This window comes from Leptolinea tardivitalis (genome assembly GCF_001050275.1).
Lineage (GTDB): Bacteria > Chloroflexota > Anaerolineae > Anaerolineales > Anaerolineaceae > Leptolinea > Leptolinea tardivitalis.
Map to the genome: position 1 here is coordinate 138,382 of NZ_BBYA01000012.1, position 18,349 is coordinate 156,730.

The following is an 18,349-nucleotide window of genomic DNA, read 5'->3' on the forward strand; positions in this document are numbered from 1 at the left end:
TGACCAGAAGGTCAGCCGTGAAGTATCCCTCTGTATCAGGATGAACATACCGAATTTCAGACCGGATGGAATCATCTATACAGAGGAGGTATGCCGGGTGCAGGCCAGTTCACCTGCCGTTTTATTTTGACGCCATCTCTTTCAGGTATTTTTCCCTGTTGGCCGGCCGGGCTGTCTTGCCGCTGCTGGTCTTGATGATCCATTTTGCCGGAACAAGGTATACATGGCGCAGTGCCACCGCCGAGCCCCTGGTGACTACCCTGCGGATTTCGTTGGCAATTGCTTCTTTTTCAGCCGGATCATCCACATCGACCTCGGAAACAATCACCACTTCTTCGGTTCCGCTCTCTTCATTGAATACGCCAAAGGCCACCACACGCCCCGGATGGACCCCTTTCACTTCCATGGCCAGGTGTTCGAGGTCCGCCGGGTAGATATTTTTACCGCCAACAATGATCAGGTCTTTCTTGCGCCCGGTCACATAGAGTTCACCATCTGCCACATAGCCGTAATCCCCGGTTAAATACCAGCCGTCAATAAAGGCTTTCTTTGTCAGGTCGTCGCGGTGATAGAAACCGGTTAGCATGCAGTCTGATTGAATGCCCACCTCGCCTATTTTACGTTCCGGCATGGGCTTGCCGTTTTTATCAAAGATGCGCACCTGCGTGTTGCTGATCGGGCGGCCGCTGGAAAGCATGCGTAAAGCATCGCGTCCATCCGAAGCCGGGCGGGCTTCCCATTCAGTCTGCACCGCTTCCCGGTCTACAAGATCCACGGTGACAGGAACACCAACGCCCGATTGTGTAACGGCGAATGTGTTTTCGGCCATGGCGTAACTGGTCACCAGGGCATCTTTTTTCAGACCAAAGGCAGCGAAACGCTCGGCGAATTTTTCATGTGCCAGAATACGCACCGGTTCAGAACAGTTCGTCACCGCCCGCCAGGAACTCAAGTCGACCCCCTCCAGGTCGCGGTCTCGGATTTTTTCGGCGCAGAAAACATAGGCGAAATTCGGCAGCCAGCTCAGGGTGCCCCTGTAGCGCGTGACAGATTGCAGCAGCCGATATGGAGCGCGCACCCAGTCAAAGGGAGACATGATCACCAGTTTGATGCCGTAAAGAATAGGCATGAGATAACAGGCAATCAGCCCCATGTCATGGTAAAGCGGCAGCCAGGAGACAATAACATCGTCTTCCGGATTGACTTTCAGGCGTGCAGAATAGGTATCCAACTGGTTGAAAACACTTTTGTGAGAAAGGGCAATCCCCTTTTGCAGGCCGGTTGTGCCGGAGGAATGCTGCAGAAGTACGATTTCTTCCGGCTGGCGCTGCATTCCGCCCAGGGTGGAGAAATCGGGGTCAACGGGTATGTCCTGCCCGGTGAGGATGACGGCGCGTACCGAGTCACCTTTATGCAGGGCACTGCGTACTTCTGCCTCGAACTCCGGGAAGGTGACGATGGCCGCCGGCTGCGAGATGTCCACCAGCGAAGCCAGGTCTTCGCGATAGCGCTCCGGAGAGAGTTTTTCGGTAAGATACGGCAAAATGGACGGGATGGCTCCATGTAGAACCGCACCCCAGTAGGCATACACCAGTTCCACCGAATGCTGCATGATCAAGATAACCACTTCACCGGGCTGGATGTTATGTTCCCGGTACAATGACGCCCACCCGGCTGAACCGCGCAGCAGGTCGCGGTAGGATATAGATTGATCCTCTTTGCCAGCCAGTTGCACCACCAGGCTGGTCCGGTCAGGATGGGTATCGTAATGATTCTTCAAAGTGGTTGTGAAATTTCGCATAAAGATCAGTCCTTGCCGTTCAGGAAATGGCATATTTAGTAATTACAGTCAAATATCAACATTGCACCTGGTATTATTCTGCAATTTGTTTTTGGCACAAGAAGCTGTACCTCGACACCTTTTAATGTAATCAATGGCTGATAATAGGCAAGAATCGGTTTGGAAACCAGGGTGACATAAGCATTATTCTCTTCACTAAATCCCTGGTCTCTACCTTGCAGATTCGTTGTCAAAGGATCGCTGATTATCATCGCAAATCGGGAATTTTGAAGATCTTTATAAAATTTTTCAAAATAAGAAGTGTTTTCACCCATCGCTTGATCCATCATATACTTCTTTTCATACTCCGGGACCAGTTTCACATCTTTAATATATTCGAAGGTAAGGAGTTGCCGTTGGTCAATAAATAGGACTTCCCCATGTAATTTTGCTTTATTAACCTGATATCGAATGGTCTCAAGTGATTCCTGTACCAATTTATCCGGTGGGTTAACCAGTTTAGACCCTGTTCGCATTGCCATCCAACCAGGGGTAAGAACAACAATAAACAAAAAGATTTTTATAAGCAAAGGCCATTTTGTAATCACAGAAGCCATATTCTCCTGCATCAGGATTACCAGTATGATCATGATCAGTCCAATTGTTACGATAAACATATCAAGGTTGTGCAGGTTGGACCCACCGCCAATTTTGGTACTGGCTATAAAACCCATAAGAGCAAAACCGGATAAAGCAAAGGCAATTCCTAATTTTGTTATGACATCAAATTTTTGTTTACTTTTGTATAAAATCCAGATTAGAAGAACTAGAGTGGGTGAAAAATCGATAAAAAAGTTAATAATGATACCCAAAGGATAAGTAGAATTAGGTAGCAGTCGATAAAATAGAAGTGGTTGATGTATTTCAAAAGGTGCTTTTGGAGAAAATAATTGCTTTAATCCAAAATATGTCCCCGGCAAGACACCTACTAATCCCCAAACAATCGTGGGAATCAGTTTTTGGATTTTTGTTCCTTTTCGTTCTGGATAAACAAAGAAAAGATCAACCAGAACAAGCCAGACGCCGGGTACGATTATCCAAAAGTATCTGCTCATTCCCGCGAAAATTGAAGACAATATCGCAAATCCACCTTTGACCCATCTATTATTTGACCAAATCCCTGATGTCAGGAAAATAAGTGCAAGCAATAATGTCGGGTATACTGGCCCTTGCATAATAAAAAGGGAAAACCAAAAAACAATAGTCCAACGTAAAAATGGGTGATTGATTTTCCTTGTTATAGATATACTTAGAATAAATGGTGTGATCGTCCATAAAATAGCATTCCACAATCTATGAGCCCAAATGGGTATGGATGGGAAAATGAACCAGAAACCCCACAGACCATAACGCCCAGGACTTTCATAGTTGGGAACTAACTGTCCATTGTATTTATAGATATGTTGTCCAAAGATCAACGAGTAATCATAGAACCGATTTCCCTCTGACCACGAATGGGAAAATGGATAAGTTGAAATCTCCGTAGCATAATTAGCTAATGAAAAAATATATCCGATCAATCCCGCAGAAAAAAAGAAAAATAAGAAATCAAATTTCTGCGTTTTATTCGGACTCAATAGAAGAGAAAACAATGTGCTGAGAAAAAGATAAACGGATAATCGGAAAAATTGACCCTGAAAGTATGAACCGAAATCTGTATAAAGTAGAAAAATAATGACGCTACAACAGGCTGTTAGTAAGATAGTCCAACGGACACCTAAAATGATCTTTTGTTTAATCCATCCTAAATATCGATCCAGTTTCTGAGTGAACATAGCTAAGAAAAATAAAAGAATTCCTGCAATATAAGTAAAAGAAATCACCACAAAAACAATTCGCCATTTAACTGAGAATAATGGAAAGTGATAATAAAGGTCTTGTAAAGCCAAAAAGGCAAGAAGTAATATCAGAAATTGGAGTAATGTTTTTATTATTAATCCTGAATTTAATCGATACTTGTTCATTTTTATCATTCTCGTTTTATCGAAAGCTTATTTCTCATGAGTGAGGAAAAAAGCTCTCTACCATCAAACACCATCCACAACCCGCCCATCAAGCTGATGATGATCGTAGTCAGCCGGATAATTAAAGCAACAGTCCATGCCTGTTCCTGTGTAAACTGTAATAGACCTAGCAAATACACATAACTCATCTCCTGAACACCGATTCCATTTATGGATATGGGGAGAATGATGGCAAAATATGTAATAATCGCAATATATAGAATATTTATCGGGGAGACTGATGGATTAAGTGGTTGAGCTATAACCCAATAGCCGGCAGTTGTGAATGTCAGTGATAACCACGAGATTAATAGAATATTGATAAATATACGCCACGAATACCATGGTTTAATGGCATTAAGATAACTACTGATTTTGTCTCGGATTCCTTGTGGAATTAGCGTAAAGGGGAAGAATAGTTGGGTTGCAATACCTTCCACCTGAATTTTTAATGTTCCCAAGAAAGATAAAGCAAAAGGCAAGAGCAATACTTTTGAAAGCATACTGAAAAGCCGATCGACGATCACTGAACTGATTTTTATGTCATTCTTTTCTTTATCAACAAGATCGATAATTCCAACTAATTTAACCAAATCTCCCCCTACAGAAGAAGGAAGGAAATTCGAAAGGAAAAGACTAAAGAAGGTGAGGCGAAATACCTGATAAAGAGTCAAATTTATATTGACGCTCTTGAGAATATACCACCAGCGAAATCCAAAAATAATGTTGGCGAAAAATATTAAAAGAACAGCCAGAAGAAGAGATCCGATAGGGTAAGTTCTCAGATGGCCAAAGAAAGTCTGATAATCTATTTGAGCAAATAACACACCTACCAATACAATAGGAACAGTAAGACGTAGAAAGAATATGGTCTTTTTTACAATAGGTTTATCAAAAAAATTCATTTTATAGAGTGTGCCTGTTCAGGGTCTATTGGACAGCAAAATTCGAGAAATTAACGAAAGATACATGTTTATTTCCGTCTGATTATACCAAGACCAATTTTATGACCAATTTATTGAAAATATTCCCATGGTCTACATGAGTTTCAACAAAGATCTACGTAAATAAAAAGAAATCTGGTCAATTATTTCCGTGATTCGATCAATTTGACCAGCGCATCCAGGGTATCAAACGTGTCGGCATTCAATTCAGAGTCATCAATGCGCACACCAAATTCATCTTCCACAATCAGCGCCAGATCGACCAGGCTGAAGGAGTCAATCAATCCGCTGCTGATCAGCGGTTCTTCCGGTTTGATCACCCGATTGGGTTGTTTGAGAATGCGTTCGGCAATTTTGGTTGATAAGACATCGGCGATGGAATCACTCATGGTTTTTCTCCTGCTGTTCTCTGCCTGCGCAGAGGTGGTTTGATTTTATGGAGCGGGTTTCACCCAGTCAATACGGGTGGTGTAGATAAATTCTTTATCCGCCAGGGCGGCGGCTGGCGTCAGGTCGCGCACAGTTCCTGAGGTCGTATCCATCACATTCAGGTGAATGGAAAAACCGGTGTCAGATTGCTGCGTGCCGGTCAGCAGCAAGCTGCGTCCATCCGCCGACCAGATGGCACGAGGATTCATGCCTGATGTAGTGGGAAGAATCTTGGTTCCCATATCCTGTGTGGAAATAACCAAATTACGGATGTCCAGCCACTGGCCGGAATAGTCGCTGCGCTGCAGGGAGAGCAGCGAAAGCCTGGTGCCATCCGGCGACCAGGAAAAATCCAGTATCTGGTCACCGATGTTTTCCTGAGGCCGCTTTGCAGACAGATCCACTGTGGCCAGAGTAAGCTGACTCTTTTCACTGCCAGCCTGGTCTTCATACGCCATCCAACGGCCATCCGAAGAGAAGCCGGCTTTGACCGCTTTCGGCAGGTATTCCGCGCTTGATCCATCCAGACCTGAAACCATTACATTTGTGGAGGTACACGAACCAGATGCCGGGCAGGTTCCAGCTGACCAGTATATCCGGCCGGTTTCACGGAAGGGGTAGATCGCCACCGGGGTGACCCCGATTGGCGAGAGCCGCTTCCAGGCGGCGCTGCCATCCATAGCATACAGCACAAGCAGACGATCGCCGTCCTGTTCCGCCAGGAAGGTGACGGATTTTCCATCCGCCATCCAGGCAGCCGATGTTCCTCCGCGATCAGAGAAACGGTTGGATATCAAAACAGGCTGGTCTGAACCATCCAGTGAAGCTGTAAAAAGGTTTTGCCCCCGGCTAAAGAGGATTTGCCGGGCATCTGGTGATACCGCCTGAAGGGAAACTCCTTCCGGCAGAATCTGAAAAGATGTTCCGTTGACCGGATTTATCAGGTAAACACCCAGAGGGGTAATGCCTTTACTTCCCCGGCGGGCGGTTGAAAGCAGCACAAAACCGGATGGATCAGATAGAATTTGCGCCTCAACCGGTTTAATTGTCAGAATTCCGGTGGAAGATTGTGTGGATTTTTCCGATGGCATGGGGCAGACACCGTCACCGGCAGGTTGGTCTGAACAAGCGGGTGTGGTCTCAACCGGTGTGATTTCCGTGGAGGCAGCTGTTGATTGGAGTGGATTGAACTCCTTTGGTGTCTCCGGTGTTTCAGTGGGCTTGGCGGCCGCCGTGGCTTCTCCACGTACGCCCCGCCAAACGGCATCCAGGGCTTGCAGGGCCGTAAAACTGCGTTCCGGCCAGGCAAACTCCTGGCTGATGTGAAAACCATCCGGCCGATTGGGATCCAGCCCATGGTTGGGTAAAGCCTGTGCGGCTTTCCACCAGTTCCACAATGGAATGTCATACTCATAGGCCAGTTTTGCCGTCACCAGGTTGATGCTGTTGTCACCTTCCACGTTATCGGCTTTGGTCGAGAGAATCGGCAGAATCCCTTTGGAAATGGCATATTCGATAATCTGCCGCATATTCTTTTCATACACATCCGGGCTACGGCCGTTCCACCATACTTCAAGGCTGACGATCAGGATGGACGGATTGTGAACGCGGATTTCGCATTCCAGTGGTGTCTCACCCGGTTCACAAACTTCCGGGTTAGACATCAGGGGAGTGAGCTCTGAGGCGGCATTGAAACCGCCCTGCACAGCTTCGCCATCACGATCAAAAGAACCGGCAAATTGCCGGATCGTTTCATTCAACGCATCGGCATTTTCCCGCAGGGTATACCCGGAAGGTTTGTCATACATCCCCAGAAGTACATTCTTAATCGCCTGGCAGTCCCCCACTTTGGAGAATCGGGTGGGATCCGTGCCGGCTGCCAGCCCTGCTTCGTAAATCTGGCGTGACCGGGCAGAGACCACCGGGATGACTGGCCAGTTCTGCCAGTCTTCCGGAGGTTGACGATCGGCTGCCGGGGGAACAATTGTCGGTGTTGTCTGTGAACCAATCGTCGGAACTGGCTGACCGGTGGAGGTAATCTCCACTGCCGTCAGAGTTTGGGTGGCAACCGCCTGAGTGAAAGTCGGTTGACCTGTGGGTTCTGTCTGCGCAGATACGGTTGGTGCTGCCGGACTGCAGGCAGCCAGTAACATAGTCAGGCCTGCAACCAGTGTGATTGTATTGTGTTGATAATTTTTCCAATAACATGCCATATGGCAGCGATTATAAATGAAAAGGGCAGTAATCATCAAAGAAGATGCCAACCGCATTGCCTCAAATTAAAAGTAACTTTAGGAGAAACGTTGCCTCACAATAGATGTTACCTTGGGCAGAGAATAGAGAGCTGCCGAGGGAGCTATGATGAGTCAACAAAGCAAGCGAGAATTAGTAGAAACCATCCGACCCCGCTATCAAAAAGGGAACAAAACAGAAAAAGCAAGAATACTGGATGAATTAGTCGCCATCACGGGATATCATCGTAAGTATGCGATACGAGTATTGGGTAGGACGGGAAAACCAAGAGCCAAAAAGAAACCGGGGCCACGGAGAATCTATCAAGGCGAGGTGGTCACGGCCCTGGAGTATATCTGGGAAATATGTGGTCAGATTTGTTCGAAGCGTCTAAAGCCATTTTTGCCAGAAATCGTAAAGGTACTTGAACGGAATAACGAAATCCACATATCGCCAGAGACAAAAAAGTTACTGCTGCAAATGAGCCGGTCCAGCATAGACCGGTGTTTGAGTTCAAGATATGACGTGCGTCCTCATGGGCTAAGCACCACAAAACCAGGTACACTCCTTAAAAAATCAATTCCGGTACGTACCTATACCCCCTGGAATGAGGAAAGACCGGGGTTCATGGAAATTGACCTTGTAGCTCACTGTGGAGATACAGCCGCAGGTCAATTCGTAAATACATTGACCTGCGTGGATATTTGCACGGGGTGGACCGAGTGCCAGGCAGTCTTCCCGCGTAGCCGACAGACGGTTCTGGAGGCTATTGTGGCCATGCAAGAACGCCTCCCGTTTGATCTATTGGGGCTTGATTCAGATAATGGCAGCGAATTCATCAATGAGATGTTGTTCCAATACTGCCAATTTGAAAAGATCACTTTTACACGCTCTCGCCCTTATCGCAAGAATGATCAGGCTCATGTCGAACAGAAGAATTGGTCTGTGGTACGTCATCTGGTCGGTTATGACCGCTTTGATACTCTCTCTGGATATAATCTTCTGCAGAGTATTTACTCTGATCTCAGTCTCTATTTCAATTTCTTTCAACCAGTGCTTAAGCTTATCTCCAAGGAGTATGTTGATGGTCGAATTATCAAACTCTATGACAAAGCGGCTACTCCCTACCAACGAGTTCTCGGTTCTGATCTGATCCCCTTCCAGATCAAAGCCAACCTCACCAATTTGTATGTTCAGCTGAATCCAGTTACTCTTCGTAAGTCCATAGATCAGAAGGTTCACCAATTATGTACTTTATCTCGGTAACATCTATTATGAGGCAACGATTACCCTTTGGTTACATTTTCCCGTGAGGCATTACGTAATCAATTCTGGTTCACATAATCAACTTTGTTATAATGAATGTAATGAAAAATCGGTAGAGGGGGATGACAATTGAATAATGGATGCAACGGGGAAGAGACTGTTTGAAAACGGCACCGAAGGGGCAAACAAACGCTTCAGAAACGTTTGCGAATCTCTCAGGTAAAAAGGACCCTGCTGCGATCTCCTCTGGAAAGGGTTTTCCCACCGAAGGGGCAAATTGTAGATTTAATCAATGAATCTCTCAGGTTTAAGACAGAGTTGACTGGCTTACCTGAGTTTGTGTTTTAAACCTAACTACTTAAAGGAGAATTACCATGAACGTCCCTGCTGATTACAAATACACTGCCTCTGACGAATGGGTCAAACTGGATGGAAAGATTGCCACAATTGGTGTTTCAGATTATGCCCAGGAACAACTTTCGGATGTCGTGTTTGTGGAAGTAGTACTTGGTGAAGGAGACTCAGCAAAAAAAGGTACTACCTGCGCTACGATTGAGTCTGTAAAAGCAGCTGCTGATGTTAACCTGCCTGTTTCAGGGAAAGTTATTCAGGTTAATGAAGACCTGTCAAAGACACCTGAGTTGGTAAATACAGACCCTTATGGCAAAGCCTGGATGCTTAAAGTTGAGATCTCTGATCCTTCCGAGATCAATGGACTCATGTCATCGGCAGACTACGAAAAATTCCTTCAGGATCGGAGTCATTGATGTTCACACCTCATACCAATGCCGAACGCGAGGAAATGCTTCGGGCAGTTGGTGTTTCATCAATTGAAGATCTGTTCAAAGCAGTTCCCAAGAAATACCGGTTCCCTTCTCTCGATTTACCTCCGAAGAAATCCGAACTGGAAATCACGAATGAACTCTCTGACCTTTCCAATGGAAACGGGTCGGTAAAGGACTTGATGTGTTTCCTTGGTGCCGGGGCATACCATCACTTTATCCCTGCGGCTGTTGATTCCATTATCAGCCGCGGTGAATTTTTCACAGCCTACACTCCCTACCAACCGGAAATCTCTCAGGGTACTCTACAGGCGATTTTTGAATATCAATCACTTATCGCCAATCTAACAGGGATGGACGCCTGCAATGCATCTCATTATGACGGTGCAACTGCCGTAGCAGAAGCTGTTATTCTAGCACATGCTCATTATCGGGGCAAACGCCCTAAAATGATCCTTTCCCCTTCTCTCAATCCCCAATATCGCGAGACTGTGCGCACATACACACAGGGGTTTGCTGATATTGAAATCACGGGTGATCTTGTAAAAGATCCTCTGGAATCTCCTGATTCATTGATTAAACTGATTGACATGCAAACTGCTCTTGTGGTGGTTCAATATCCTGATTTCTTCGGGCGGATATATGACTACGCGAAGGTTGCAGAAGTTGCCCACCAAAATGGAGCACTTTTCGCCGTGTCTATCAATCCAATTGCTCTTGGTTTGTTAAAACCACCGTCAGAATTTGGCGCTGATATTGTGGTGGGAGAGGGTCAACCGCTCGGTATTCCTCTATCTTTGGGAGGCCCCTATCTCGGACTATTTGCCACTAAAAAGGAACTGGTTCGCAAGATTTCCGGACGTCTTGTCGGAGAGACTGTCGATCAGGATGGCAAACGAGGGTATGTATTAACCCTGACTGCTCGTGAACAGCACATTCGTCGTGAAAAAGCTACGTCAAATATTTGTTCTAACCAGGGTTTGATGGCATTGGCTTCCTCTGTTTATCTTTCTCTTCTGGGTAAACAGGGCTTGCGTCAGGTTGCGGAATTATGCTACCAGAAAGCCCATTATGCAGCCGGACAAATTTCTACTGTCCCTGGTTTCTCGGTTCGGACGAAGACTCCATTCTTCCATGAGTTTATTGTTGATTGCCCTGTTCCGGTAGCAGAATTGAATGCTCATCTTTTAGAGCACGGAATTTTGGGTGGTTTCGAACTCGGAACTGTATTTCCTTCATTAAAGAAAAGTTGTCTTATAGCTGTAACTGAAATGAATACCAAAGATGACATTGATATCTTTGTTGAAGTTCTGAAGGAGATGTCACATGACTGAGAAGACGATTTTTGAACTGTCATCTCCTGGTCGTAAAGGTGTAGAGTTCCCTGCGGTTGACGTTCCAACCACCGACCTTCCGGCAGAATTCCTTCGCGAAGACCTACCACTGCCTGAATTGGCTGAAGTGGATGTCATCCGTCATTACACACACCTTTCCCATTTGAATTACTGTGTCGATGAAGGTTTTTATCCGCTTGGATCGTGCACCATGAAATACAATCCTCGGGTTAATGAAGCCATGGCACGGCTTCCGGGGTTTGCCTACTGCCATCCTTTACAGCCAGTTGAATCTATTCAGGGCAGTCTGGCATTAATGTATAACCTTCAAGAAATGTTAAAAGAAATTGCCGGCTTTGCTGAAGTCTCCCTTCAGCCGGCGGCAGGTGCTCACGGTGAGTTTACCGGCGTCATGATCATGCGAGCATATCATCAGTCAAAGGGTGAAACCAAGCGCACCAAAATGCTCATCCCTGACTCAGCTCACGGAACCAATCCGGCAAGCTCAGCTATGACCGGTTTTGAAGTAGCTCCCATTGCAACAGATGCACGGGGCAATGTAGATCTGGCAGCTTTACGGGCTGCCTGCGATGAAACAGTTGCCGGCATCATGATCACCAATCCGAATACACTGGGCCTGTTTGATGAAAACATCCTTGAAGTGATTGATATTGTGCATAAAGCCGGTGGATTGGTCTATGGAGACGGAGCCAACTTAAATGCCCTGCTTGGCATTGTTCGACCAGGCGATCTGGGTATTGATGTGATGCATTTCAACTTACATAAAACTTTTTCTACCCCGCATGGCGGCGGTGGCCCTGGTTCAGGTCCGGTTGGTGTAAGCGACAAATTGAAGGAATTTTTGCCGGGTCCAATTATCAGCATTATCGAAGAAGGTGACGATGAAATGCCACCACTCTTTGGATACTACCAACCCAAAAATTCCATCGGACGTGTCAAATCATTTAATGGGCATTTTGGAATGCATGTACGAGCCTATACCTACATCTCCATGCATGGTGCCGAAGGGTTGCGGCAGGTAGCTGAATTGGCAGTCTTGAATGCCAATTATTTGCTTTCTAAAGTCCGTGGAGCTTACAAATTACCTTATGACAGAGTATGCATGCATGAGTTTGTTCTCGAAGGTATGTTTGACGACGTTCCAGATGTGCATGCACTCGATATTGCCAAACGTCTGATGGATTATGATTTCCACCCGCCAACGAATTATTTTCCATTGATCGTTCATGAAGCTCTCATGATAGAACCGACAGAGACAGAAAATAAACAGGTTATCGATTCATTTGCTGAGGCAATGTTGAATATCGCCCGAGAAGCGCATGAATCGCCAGAATTGCTGCACGAAGCGCCACATAAAACCCCTGTACGAAGATTGGATGAGGTTAAAGCAGCAAAAGATCTGGTTTTATGCTGCTGGTTGCCTGAAAATTCAGAGTAAAATCAAAGGGAGGCTTTCAAAAGCCTCCCTTTACTCTTTGATCAGGAGAACATCATGGAACTGGACGGTTTGCATATCCTTTTTCTTGTTGGTCCCGGATTTGAAGATCTGGAATTTTGGGTTCCGCTCATGCGTCTACAAGAAGCCGGGGCTGATGTAGTTGTTGCCGGAATTGTTGGTGGAGAAACTTACCGTGGTAAAAATAACTTATCCGCCACTGCAGATATCGGCTTTGACGACGTAGATTCATCTGAATATGACGGTCTGGTTATTCCCGGTGGTTGGGCGCCCGATAAAATCAGGCGATATGCATCGGTGAAACGTTTTGTGGCTGATTTTTATCATCAGGATAAAATCATTGGAATGATCTGTCATGCCGGGCTTGTTGGCATCAGTGCCGGAATTATCAGCGGATTACAAGCAACTGGCAGCGAAGGAATCAAGGATGATATGGAAAATGCCGGTGCCATTTGGAAAAACCTTCCTGCCTTCCGTTGTCGGAATATTGTATGGGGACGTGTTGTGGCGGATATTCCTGATTTTTGCCGCGAACTCGTTTCAGCACTGTATGAATTCAAACAAAACCAGGGAAAGTGAACACTTGTGATCGAAGCCAGAGATTTTTCAAATCGAGAGAGGTTTCCCGGTTTAACCGGGAACTTTTTTGATATTGCACTTCATAAAGCCATGAATGTTGAAAAGATCCCAGATGGAATCTTCTTCCTCCTTCTCATTGTTCTTTCATTCCTTGGGTTCTGGCGTAATGAATTACTAAGCCTGGTCATGGTAGCTTTTTTTATCTTTGATTGGATATCAATAAGTTTACTTCCTCGATATCGAAGGTCTTTTGGGCCAATCAAACCGCAAGTGATGATATTGGCATTTTCCCGCTTGCTTCCTGTGTTTTTCACACCCATTATGATCTGGTTTCCGCTTCAAATTTTGGGTTGCATTTTACAAGTCTATGCATTCTGGATAGAGCCATTTCATATAAAAGTCAGCCATCAAACGGTAGAGACAGGAAAAATCCCGGCAGGAGAAAAATTTCGAATTTTACATATTGGTGATCTGCATCTAGAACGATCTTCTGTTCGTGAAGAACGATTAAATCAACTCATTCGAGAATTATCTCCTGACGCAATTTTCTTTTCTGGCGATTATCTGTGCCTTTCTTCCATTCGAGATCGAAATGCCTGGTCAGATCTGAAGAAGGTCCTTAATGAATGGGAAGTCCCATTAGGAACTTTTGGTGTTACGGGTAGTCCGGCTGTGGATCTGCCCGAAAATTTTCCAGAATTATTGGAAGGTACGCCAGTCACATTACTGGTAGATGAGACTGCCATTCTTCAAAAAGGAAGTGCCTCTATTCAAATAATTGGATTGGAATGTACTCATAAACCCCATGAAGATGCTCCTCGTTTAAGGAAAATTTTGAGAGAACTTCCGAATGGATATAAGATATTAATCCATCATTCACCTGACCTGGCTCCTCAAATCCAAAATGATGGTATTGATCTACATCTGGCCGGTCATACGCATGGTGGACAAGTTTGTCTGCCTTTTATTGGTCCGATTTTCACAGGATCACTATATGGATTGGTTTTCAAATCTGGCAAATATGTACTAAATAATACAATCTTGTATATCACACGCGGACTTGGATTAGAAGGACTATCAGCCCCGCGGGTGCGTTTTCTTTGCCCACCAGAAATTGTGATGTGGGAAATCCTAGGAAAAAACGAAGAGGCAATGCTATGAAATTTGACGAAATCTTTCCTGTTCCAAATATCAAACTTAAAGCGGTGGAAAAATCCACAGATGATCTATCAGAATTGGTTTTTGAGTTTAGTGATAATTTAAAAGTTGCCTACCCTACCGGTAAGAAATTGGGAGCGGTTACAGTAATCCCTGCTGATACGAAGAAGGCAACATTCATCGTATCACTGGGAGAGAAAAAGAAAGTTGACATCAATAAGTTTCGTCTTGCAGCAGCAGCTTTCTCACGTTGGTGCAACTCCCATTCAGTGGAAGAAGTTAGTTTTGATCCAGATCAACCATCTGTGGACTCCGATTTATCTACCACACGAGCAATTCTGGAAGGTCTGGCTATTGGCGGTTTTGAATTTAATCGATATAAAACCCGCGATATAACAAAAAGAACTCAAACATCCATTCTGGCTTATGGCAAGAAGGAACTCCACCTGGAACAGGAAGTACTACGAGCATCTATTTTAGGTGAATCGGTTGATATGGCTCGCGATTGGATACACGAACCAGCCAATAATATCAATCCTCAAACTCTTGCAGAACGTTGTGAAATTATCGCAAAACAATTCGGCCTTGAATATAAAGTAGTGCAATTTGATGAATTGGTATCCATGGGTGCTGGTGGACTGACCGCAGTTGGCCGTGGCAGTCAAACCAAACCCCGCCTGATTTCAATTGGATATAAAGGCAATGGCAATGCATCACCAGTTGTGCTTGTTGGCAAAGCCATTACGTTTGATACAGGCGGTTACAGCCTTAAACCAAGCGATTTTATTCAGGGTATGAAATATGACAAAGCCGGCGGCGTTTCAGTTTTGGCAACTGTAATAGCAGCCGCTCGTTTGAAATTAAAAACCAATGTTGTTGCCGTGATTCCTGCAGCAGAAAATATGATTTCGGCTGAAGCATACCGGCCTGATGATATTCTAAAACTTCTATCCGGACTTACCGTTGAAATTGTATCGACTGATGCTGAAGGAAGACTTATTCTTGCTGATGCATTAACATATACCCAACGTGAATATCATCCCAAAGCTATCATTGATATCGCAACTTTAACTGGCGGTGTAAAAGTTGCTCTGGGTACTTTTCGTGCCGGATTATTGTCCAATTCGGATAACATGGCAGATTTAGTGTTCAAAGCCGGTGAGACTACCGGAGAAAAACTCTGGCGGCTACCGATGGATGAAGAATACTTTGAACTTCTAAAAAGCGATGATGCGGATATGAAAAACTCTGGACCTCGTGAGGCTTCAACCATTATTGGAGGTATTTTCCTCAAGCAGGCTGTTTCTGATGATATCCCCTGGGCGCATGTAGATATTGCTGCGACGGGAGATGTTGATTCAGAAAAACCCTGGTGTGGGAAAGGACCAACCGGTTTTGGTGTACGGTTGATGTTTGAAGCTTTGGAAAAATTATCTTGATATAAGAAAGAGGCTGCCAATCAAAATCTGATTGACAGCCTCTTTTCTTATTCTATGAGTTTATTACTATTCCAATTTACCTTTGATTAAAGGCATTACCATATCCAGCGCTTTTTTCATACCTGCTGGATTTTTACCACCTGCCTGTGCTAAATTAGGGCGACCGCCACCACTTCCATCAATTTCTATGCTTATAGTGCGGACAATTTCTCCGGCATTAATACCTTTTTTTACAAGATCATCGGTGACTGATGCAATAATCAACGGACGGCCATCGAATACACTGCCAACAACAATCACTCCGCTTCCATGTTTTTGTCTAAACTGGTCTGTCATTGATCGAAGTGTATCGGCATCAGCCGATGGCAATTCAACCGCTAATACGGCAGTGGAACCGATTTTTTCGGCCGCATCAATCTGACTGGAAAAAGCACCAGCAACCATTTCCTGCCGGATACCGGCGATTTCCTTCTTGCTTTCTTCCAATTCCTCGATCAATGATTTGATACGGGCTGGAAGTTCTTCTACATTTGTATTAAGGATAGCAGCAGAATTCTTAATATCTCGAAATCTTTTCTGGATCAGATCGTAGGCTTTTCGGCCAGTAACAGCTTCAATTCTACGAATTCCAGCTGCCGCACTTCCTTCACTTACAATCAGAAAGGTACCCAGGTCTCCAGTTTCTGTCACATGTGTACCACCACAAAGCTCATATGAAAATGGTTTATCATATCCAATGGCTATGGTCCGAACTATTTCACCATATTTCTCGCCAAATAGAGCCGTAGCCCCTTCAGATATCGCTTCATTCAGAGTTTTTGTGGTAATTTTCAGCCGGTAATTTTCCAGGATTTCATCATTAACCAGCCGTTCAATGGTTTCCAATTGGGTAGGTGTTAGTGCTTCTGGATGTGTGAAGTCAAACCGCAACCTGTCAGGTGCTACTAACGAACCTGCCTGACGGGCATGATCACCCAGAACCTTGTGTAATTTCGAATGCAACAGATGTGTTGCCGTATGGTTGCGCATGATATCCCATCGGCGTTCGATATCCACTTCGGCTACAATGGCATCCCCCACCTGGGGTTTTCCACTCTTAACCTTGCCAATATGAACAATGACTCCGGCAGCCGGTTTTCGAGTATCTGTGATTTCAATTTCCCATGAGGTATCGCTTGTTGACCGAATAACTCCTGTATCAGAAACCTGTCCACCAGATTCAACATAGAAACAGGTTCTAGGAAGGATAACTTCAACATCATCACCTACAACAGCTGACGTGACAGATTCTCCATTGTGAATGATAGCCAATATCTTGCCTTCAACATCAAATGTTGAATATGGGTCATAGGCAACTCCCTGAGGGCCAAGTTGTTTGTCGGCTTGCAACGATTCCAGGATTTCGCGATACACGTCCACGTCTTCGCCGCCCATTTTTCCAAAAGCTTTTCCGGCACCTGAAGCCAGTCTATGCTCTTCCATCGCCTTTCGAAAACCATCTTCATCTACACCAAATCCCTGTTCACGAACAATATCGCGTGTAATTTCCAATGGGACACCGTGAGTAGCATAGAGATCGAATGCAAAAGCACCGTCCAAGTCTTTGCCACCGGCCGCCTGAAGATTGGTTATCTGCTCTTCCAGAACACTTAATCCGGATTCTACGGTTTTTTGAAAACGCTCTTCTTCTCTTGTGATATTAGTCAGTATTGTTTGCCGATTCTTGGCCAGATCCGGGTAGGCTGATTCGTAATTATCAATAACTTTTTCCGCGACTTTTGCCAGAAATGGTTCATTGAGACCAATCTTACTGCCGAATCGCGCTGCCCGGCGAATGATCATACGGCATACATAGTTTCTGCCTGTGTTTCCTGGAACCACTCCATCAGAAATTAAGAATGTGGCAGCTCTCGCATGATCTGCAACAACGCGGTATGGCGTCATATTGGCAGCACGTTGTTCTTCTGTTTCGCCTGAAAGCCGTAACACTTCATCCATCATAGGAGAAAGCAGGTCTGTTTTATAGTTGGAATCCACACCTTGAATCACAGAGACAATTCTTTCGAATCCCATTCCAGTATCTACATGTTTTGCCGGAAGAGAATCAAGTTGTCTGGCATTTATCCGGTTGTATTGAATAAAAACCAGATTCCATAACTCCATGAAACGTTTACAATCACCGTTAACTCTACAAACATGACCTGGAACATCTTTCTTATCACAAAACTTTGGTCCAAGATCAATGTGAATTTCGCTACAAGGTCCGCAGGGACCAGTCTCAGCCATTTCCCAAAAATTTTCTTTTCGTCCGAATGGCAGAATGTGATTCGGGTTGATCCCTGGCTGTTTTCGCCAGTTTTCCGCAGCTTCTTCATCGGTGGCTACTTCACCTTTTTCATCTTTAAAGTACGTTGTCCAAAGTACAGATTTATCGAGTCCCCACTTTTCCGTTAAAAGTTCCCAGGCCCAACTGATTGCTTCAGCTTTGTAATAATCACCAAATGACCAGTTACCGAGCATTTCAAAAAATGTATGATGGGAATCATCACGACCCACATCATCCAGGTCATTGTGTTTTCCAGCCACGCGCATGCATTTTTGTGAATTTGTGGCCCGGGTGTAAGGTCGTTTGTCAGTTCCAAGAAAAACATCTTTAAATTGCACCATACCGGCATTAGTAAAAAGAAGTGTTTGGTCTCCACCGGGAACAAGAGACGCGGAGGGAACAAAGGTATGGCCTTTTTCTTCAAAAAATTCTATAAAAGATTGGCGAATTTCCGCGCCGGTCATCTTTTTTGCCATGTATATTTACCTCTATTTTCAAATTGGTTTTTCCGTGCAGTGATTATACGCGATGACGCCCCCG

At 45.0% G+C, this 18,349-nt stretch carries 13 protein-coding genes and 1 riboswitch; of the genes, 7 read left to right on the plus strand and 6 right to left on the minus strand.

The features are described from left to right. Positions 1-121 precede the first annotated feature (121 nt). The 5 genes from LTAR_RS14865 to LTAR_RS14885 all read right to left on the minus strand — a co-directional run bounded on the left by LTAR_RS14865 (position 122) and on the right by LTAR_RS14885 (position 7,465). Positions 122-1,801: an AMP-binding protein gene (locus LTAR_RS14865; protein WP_158423454.1), complete on the minus strand. Its 1,680-nt coding sequence runs from the start codon at positions 1,799-1,801 to the stop codon at positions 122-124. A gap of 35 nt (positions 1,802-1,836) precedes the next feature. Continuing rightward, positions 1,837-3,804 carry a hypothetical protein gene (locus LTAR_RS14870; protein ID WP_139044588.1) on the minus strand — a complete coding sequence of 656 codons (1,968 nt, stop codon included), beginning with the start codon at positions 3,802-3,804 and terminating at the stop codon, positions 1,837-1,839. A gap of 5 nt (positions 3,805-3,809) precedes the next feature. Continuing rightward, positions 3,810-4,748, minus strand: a complete 939-nt coding sequence (locus LTAR_RS14875; RefSeq protein WP_062423067.1) for a lysylphosphatidylglycerol synthase transmembrane domain-containing protein — start codon at positions 4,746-4,748, stop codon at positions 3,810-3,812. 182 nt (positions 4,749-4,930) lie between these two features. Further along, positions 4,931-5,176, minus strand: a complete 246-nt coding sequence (locus LTAR_RS14880; RefSeq protein WP_062423068.1) for an acyl carrier protein — start codon at positions 5,174-5,176, stop codon at positions 4,931-4,933. Positions 5,177-5,221: 45 nt separating this feature from the next. Continuing rightward, positions 5,222-7,465 carry an SGNH/GDSL hydrolase family protein gene (locus tag LTAR_RS14885; protein ID WP_139044590.1) on the minus strand — a complete coding sequence of 748 codons (2,244 nt, stop codon included), beginning with the start codon at positions 7,463-7,465 and terminating at the stop codon, positions 5,222-5,224. Between the two features lie 109 nt (positions 7,466-7,574). Here LTAR_RS14885 and LTAR_RS14890 point away from each other — a divergent pair, with 109 nt between their 5' ends. The 7 genes from LTAR_RS14890 (at position 7,575) to LTAR_RS14920 (ending at position 15,483) form a co-directional block, all read left to right on the plus strand. After that, positions 7,575-8,714: an integrase catalytic domain-containing protein gene (locus LTAR_RS14890; RefSeq protein WP_081419793.1), complete on the plus strand. Its 1,140-nt coding sequence runs from the start codon at positions 7,575-7,577 to the stop codon at positions 8,712-8,714. A gap of 138 nt (positions 8,715-8,852) precedes the next feature. After that, a riboswitch (glycine riboswitch) is annotated at positions 8,853-8,956 on the plus strand. A 132-nt stretch (positions 8,957-9,088) separates the two neighbouring features. Next, positions 9,089-9,481: a glycine cleavage system protein GcvH gene (gene gcvH / locus LTAR_RS14895; protein WP_062423070.1), complete on the plus strand. Its 393-nt coding sequence runs from the start codon at positions 9,089-9,091 to the stop codon at positions 9,479-9,481. Next, positions 9,481-10,830: an aminomethyl-transferring glycine dehydrogenase subunit GcvPA gene (gene gcvPA / locus LTAR_RS14900; RefSeq protein ID WP_062423071.1), complete on the plus strand. Its 1,350-nt coding sequence runs from the start codon at positions 9,481-9,483 to the stop codon at positions 10,828-10,830. The genes gcvH and gcvPA overlap by 1 nt, the downstream gene beginning before the upstream one ends. Then, a complete protein-coding gene (gene gcvPB / locus LTAR_RS14905) occupies positions 10,823-12,289 on the plus strand; it encodes an aminomethyl-transferring glycine dehydrogenase subunit GcvPB (RefSeq protein WP_062423072.1) in 1,467 nt (488 codons plus the stop codon). Before gcvPA ends, gcvPB begins: the two co-directional genes overlap by 8 nt. A 54-nt stretch (positions 12,290-12,343) precedes the next feature. Beyond that, a complete protein-coding gene (locus LTAR_RS14910) occupies positions 12,344-12,886 on the plus strand; it encodes a type 1 glutamine amidotransferase domain-containing protein (protein WP_062423073.1) in 543 nt (180 codons plus the stop codon). 6 nt (positions 12,887-12,892) lie between these two features. Further along, positions 12,893-14,047: a metallophosphoesterase gene (locus LTAR_RS14915; protein WP_062423074.1), complete on the plus strand. Its 1,155-nt coding sequence runs from the start codon at positions 12,893-12,895 to the stop codon at positions 14,045-14,047. After that, positions 14,044-15,483: a leucyl aminopeptidase family protein gene (locus tag LTAR_RS14920; RefSeq protein WP_062423075.1), complete on the plus strand. Its 1,440-nt coding sequence runs from the start codon at positions 14,044-14,046 to the stop codon at positions 15,481-15,483. The genes LTAR_RS14915 and LTAR_RS14920 overlap by 4 nt, the downstream gene beginning before the upstream one ends. A gap of 66 nt (positions 15,484-15,549) precedes the next feature. On the opposite strand, the gene alaS is transcribed toward LTAR_RS14920, so the two are convergent. Then, positions 15,550-18,285 carry an alanine--tRNA ligase gene (gene alaS, locus LTAR_RS14925; RefSeq protein ID WP_062423076.1) on the minus strand — a complete coding sequence of 912 codons (2,736 nt, stop codon included), beginning with the start codon at positions 18,283-18,285 and terminating at the stop codon, positions 15,550-15,552. Between the last annotated feature and the right edge of the window lie 64 nt (positions 18,286-18,349).